Source organism: Marisediminitalea alba, assembly GCF_002993365.1.
Classification (GTDB): domain Bacteria; phylum Pseudomonadota; class Gammaproteobacteria; order Enterobacterales; family Alteromonadaceae; genus Alteromonas; species Alteromonas alba.
This window is the reverse complement of the sequence record NZ_PVNP01000043.1, coordinates 1-4,499: the sequence shown is the minus strand read 5'-3', so window position 1 is coordinate 4,499 and position 4,499 is coordinate 1. Positions and strand designations below refer to the sequence as shown.

The following is a 4,499-nucleotide window of genomic DNA, read 5'->3' as shown; positions in this document are numbered from 1 at the left end:
AATAAGAACGTTAAACCCGATAACGTGGCATTGATGGTGATGTTAGATGTACCTTGCTCGGCCAATGCGAGTTGGAATTGGCGCAATTCTTCAGCCGTGGCATCCTCTGGCGAGCGTTTCAAAAAGGTAGCGAGTTTCTTCACGCCTCTGATGTAGCCTATTTGCGTTTTAGGACTGAGCCTACGCATGGTCATATCTTCAATCATGCGTTGGCGTATGGGGTTGGATCCTTCAAAGTAACTCATGGTTTCACTCCTGAGTGAATTCAGGGCGACATTGCCCTTCCTTCAGCTTAGAAGCGGAGAACGAGATCAGAATATAATTAATGAGGTGGGGGCGGCACTACTACCGCGGAGCGGTTTAGTCCCCTTGTCTTAAGCAGACGTCATTATTTACTTGTAAGGATGAATTAGCGAAAACTAGTGGTTGAGCAGTAGGCTGAAGAGCAGGGCATCCTGATTGAGAATACGGCGTTTGCAGAGGGCTTCTTTTTTGGCGCCAATGGCGTGGGCAAGCTTAATACTGGCCTGATTATCCGGCAGAGTGAAATACTCTAAACGGTTAAGGCCTAAAGGCTGTCTGGCAATTTCTATCAGGCGTTCACACAGTTTAACTGCCAGGCCCCGGCCTCTGGCCTCAGGAACCAGCCATAACCCCAGGTTGGCGTTGAGATGCACCGGATGGATGTAGTTAAGCAGGCCCATTCCCAAACATTGCTCGTTCCACATCAGCAGGTAAGTAATACCGTAGCCGATTTTACGTTGCTGCTCGAATGTCTCGATGAGGGATTCAGCATGTCGCAGAGTAGTGGGAGTTAAGCCTGAACCCATCCAGGGCTTAATGGAGGTGCAAGCAAGTTTGCCTGCTTCAGACAAGGCCAGTGCGTATTTGTGGTGGGCGCGAATAATTTTGACTGGCCCGGCATCGGTAAAAATGGGGGCCAGTCTGACTGGCAGGGTTGTCAGATCGATCAAAAGAGTTTCTTATCGATAACTCTGGCCAGCAGCACAACCACTAATACTACAAAGTAGGCGCCGAATATGATTTGCATCCATTCAGCCATCCCCATCGACAGGAACTGCCAGCTGTTTTCCAGACAGTCGCCACGGGCTGCAAATATGGCAGGTAGCCATTCATGTAGCGGTGCCCACTCGGGGAAATTAGGGAAGATTTCACAGGTGCCGAAGAACGGATCGTCCGACTCGATAATTTCAATGTGCTCAGAAGCTATCATAAAGCCTCTTACTGCACTGTATCCCCACAATCCATAACTTACCAAACGAGTGAGCGGGTGGTTGAACAGCAGCACCAGCAGGCCCGCCAGCACAATGCCCCACATCGCTGTGCGTTGGTAAATACACATTATGCAGGGTTCAAGACCCATGCCGTGTTGAAAATACAGCGCCGTGCACTCCAGTGCCAGCGAGGTGGCGAGGAGTGCCAGCCAGGCAGACTTTTGTTCTGCCCAGCTACTAAGTCCATTCAACAAACCCATTCTTTATAATGCTCCTAGTGGCCGCTGTTATCGGCACCGGGAACACCTGTGTGGTGTTCGATAAGGTGCATGTCGTAAAGCCATTGGGTGGCGTCTGCTAGGCCCCAGTAAGTGGCCAGTAGGCCTACAATTGCCAGTACTATGGTGTAAGGAAGGGCCATAAAGACCATGCGGCCATAGGAGAGTCTTAACAGCGGTGCAATCGCCGATGTCAGCAGGAACAGGAACGCAGCCTGACCATTCGGGGTTGCCACACTTGGCAGGTTAGTACCGGTGTTAATAGCAACTGCCAGTAAGTCAAACTGGTCACGGGTAATTTCGCCGTTGGCCAGCGCGGTGCTGACTTCGGTAATGTATACCGAGCCCACAAACACGTTATCGCTCACCATCGACAGCACCCCATTGGCCAGATAGAACATCACCAGCTGTGTGGTGCCTTCAAAACCCAGTACCCAATGGATAACCGGTGCAAATAAACCCTGTTCGATAATGACTGCGACCACACCAAAAAATACGCATAGCAGAGCGGTAAAGGGCAGCGCTTCTTCAAAGGCTTTACCCAGCGCGTGCTCTTCAATAACGCCACTCATGGAGGTGGCCAGTACAATAACTGATAATCCGATTAAGCCTACCGCGGCCATATGTGTGGCAAGGCCTACAACCAGCCATACACCGATCAGCGCTTGCACACCCAGGCGCGCTTTATCACGCACGGAGCGGGCCTGATCCATCGACTTATCATAATCCACCAGAATTTGACGCACTGCGTCTGGCAACTTAGCGCCATAACCAAATAATTTGGTTTTCTCCAGCATGACGGTAGTCAGGATACCCATCAGGAATACCGGAATGGTGATGGGTGACATACGGATGAAGAACTCTACAAAGTTCCAGCCGGCTTTATCTGCAATGATCAGGTTTTGCGGTTCGCCTACCATGGTCATTACACCACCCAGCGCGGTACCGACTGCAGAGTGCATCATCAGGTTACGCAGGAAGGCGCGGAAGTCATCCAGATCATTAGAACCTAAATCTGCCACGCTGTCGTCGGAGGTATGGTCGTGCTCGTGATGAAATTCTTTGCCCGATGCGACCTTGTGGTAAATGGTGTAGAAACCGAGGCCAACGGCGATGATTACCGCAACAACGGTTAACGCGTCGAGGAAAGCAGATAGAAACGCCGAAGCAATAATGAACGCCAGTGACAATACGGTTTTATTTCGCACCCGAATAACCAGCTTGGTAAACAGAAACAGCAGCAGGTCTTTCATAAAGTAGATACCGGCCACCATAAATACCAACAGCAACAGCACTTCGAGGTTGACCTCTATCTCGTGCATCATGTGCTGGGGGGTTGTCATGCCTATGAAGAGTGCTTCTATAAGTAACAGCCCGCCGGGCTGCAGGGGATAACACTTTAGCGCCATAGCCAGGGTAAAGATAAACTCGATAATCAGTAACCAGCCGGCCAGAAATGGATCGAGCATGAAAATCAGAGGGTTAGCAATTAAACAGCCGATAATGGTCTTTTTATACCAGTCTGGCGCATGCCCCAGAAAATTCTTATAGATCGCCATGGTCATAGAGGTTTGCATGGAGTAATTTCCTTTTTTATCACAGGCTTAATTTGTTGTTCTCAGCTAATAATAGACGAGATTTATAATTTTTTGTCACCACCTGGGTGACAGTTTGAATGTGAATGTCTGTTTTTAGGACACTTTTCGTCTAATGCTTGCAAAGACTAACCGAAATCTATCCCGACAGGAAGTAGAAAGCGACGTATCTCAGACCATCTGCGCACAGCTGTTTAAAAAATGCGCGAAGTGAAAATTATTGCTGCTCTTGCGCATATTTCATTGTCAGACTGAGAAAAACTGTCACTTGTCAACCAGTTTGTTATGCTGTTTTAACACGTAGAACTGTTACAATTGGTCGTATCTATTTAAGTTAGGTGATTCAAGCTGCCTAACGGCGATTTATTCATTGTGCTTATGAAAATTCATCTGGTACAATCAGTTTGAAAATAACAAGAACGTTCGGTGGCGAGCAAATATGATATACAAGGCACAAAGTCCGGCTGGTTTTGCCGAGGAATACATCGTAGAGTCGATTTGGAGCGGACGTTTTCCTCCAGGGACTATTCTTCCCGCTGAACGGGAATTGTCTGAGCTTATTGGCGTAACACGCACCACTTTACGTGAAGTGTTGCAGCGTCTGGCCCGTGATGGCTGGTTAACCATTCAGCATGGCAAGCCAACCAAAGTGAACAACTTCTGGGAAACCTGCGGCCTTAATATCCTTGAAACGCTGGCTCGTCTCGATCAGGATGGTATTCCCGAACTGGTCGATAATCTGCTGGCAGCCCGGACCAATCTGAGCGCTGTATTTATTCGCGGTGCTATCCGCAAAAATCCTCAGGAATCAGCCGCTATCATTGCACGTTATAAAGAGGTTGAGGAAGACGGTAAAGCGTTTGCGCACTTCGATTATCAGCTGAACCACGATTTAGCCCTGGCGTCAGGCAACAATGTCTTTGTGCTGATGATGAACGGCTTCCGTGGTTTGTATTCGCGCATTGGTGGTTTCTTCTTCTCAGACCCACGTGCACGCGATGTAGCTAAAGAGTTCTACGCCAAATTACAGCAGGTTGCCGAGCAAGGTGACTACAAGTCGGTACCCGCAGTAGTCCGCGAATATGGTTATGCTTCAGGGCGGGTCTGGAATGAAGTTCGCGAAACCATGCCTCAGGATTTAGTTGATTAAGCGCCGCATCCGCGGCTCTTTTTTTATCGTGCGCCGGGCATGGCGCGTAGTGCGAAAGCACTGTTCGATTCATTGTGGTGGTGAGTCGATGACTTGGAGGTGAAAGTCCTCTGCACACCCAGCAAGGGGAAGTGCTAGCCGAACGGCAAGGGTGTTCATCGCGAGGTGAAATCTGAATGAAGCCGAAGGCAAAATGCTGGCCTGACGAACAGGAAGCGGTTTAGGCGTTGTTGCAGGGTGA

At 49.3% G+C, this 4,499-nt stretch carries 5 protein-coding genes; 1 reads left to right on the top strand and 4 read right to left on the bottom strand.

From position 1 onward, the window contains the following. The 4 genes from C6Y40_RS05010 to nhaB all read right to left on the bottom strand — a co-directional run. A partial coding sequence (locus C6Y40_RS05010) for a phage integrase N-terminal SAM-like domain-containing protein (RefSeq protein ID WP_170308412.1) occupies nucleotides 1-245 on the bottom strand: 245 nt, incomplete at its 3' end. Between the two features lie 174 nt (nucleotides 246-419). After that, the gene (locus C6Y40_RS05005; RefSeq protein ID WP_105933633.1) at nucleotides 420-974 is read right to left on the bottom strand and encodes a GNAT family N-acetyltransferase; all 555 of its coding nucleotides are present in this window, start codon (nucleotides 972-974) and stop codon (nucleotides 420-422) included. Beyond that, on the bottom strand, nucleotides 971-1,495 hold the full coding sequence (gene dsbB / locus C6Y40_RS05000) for a disulfide bond formation protein DsbB (RefSeq protein WP_105933632.1): 525 nt from the start codon (nucleotides 1,493-1,495) through the stop codon (nucleotides 971-973). Before dsbB ends, C6Y40_RS05005 begins: the two co-directional genes overlap by 4 nt. Before the next feature lie 14 nt (nucleotides 1,496-1,509). Continuing rightward, the gene (nhaB, locus tag C6Y40_RS04995) at nucleotides 1,510-3,090 is read right to left on the bottom strand and encodes a sodium/proton antiporter NhaB (RefSeq protein ID WP_105933631.1); all 1,581 of its coding nucleotides are present in this window, start codon (nucleotides 3,088-3,090) and stop codon (nucleotides 1,510-1,512) included. A gap of 457 nt (nucleotides 3,091-3,547) precedes the next feature. Between nhaB and fadR the strand changes: the two genes are divergently transcribed. After that, a complete protein-coding gene (gene fadR, locus C6Y40_RS04990; protein ID WP_105933630.1) occupies nucleotides 3,548-4,258 on the top strand; it encodes a fatty acid metabolism transcriptional regulator FadR in 711 nt (236 codons plus the stop codon). The last annotated feature ends 241 nt before the right edge of the window (nucleotides 4,259-4,499 follow it).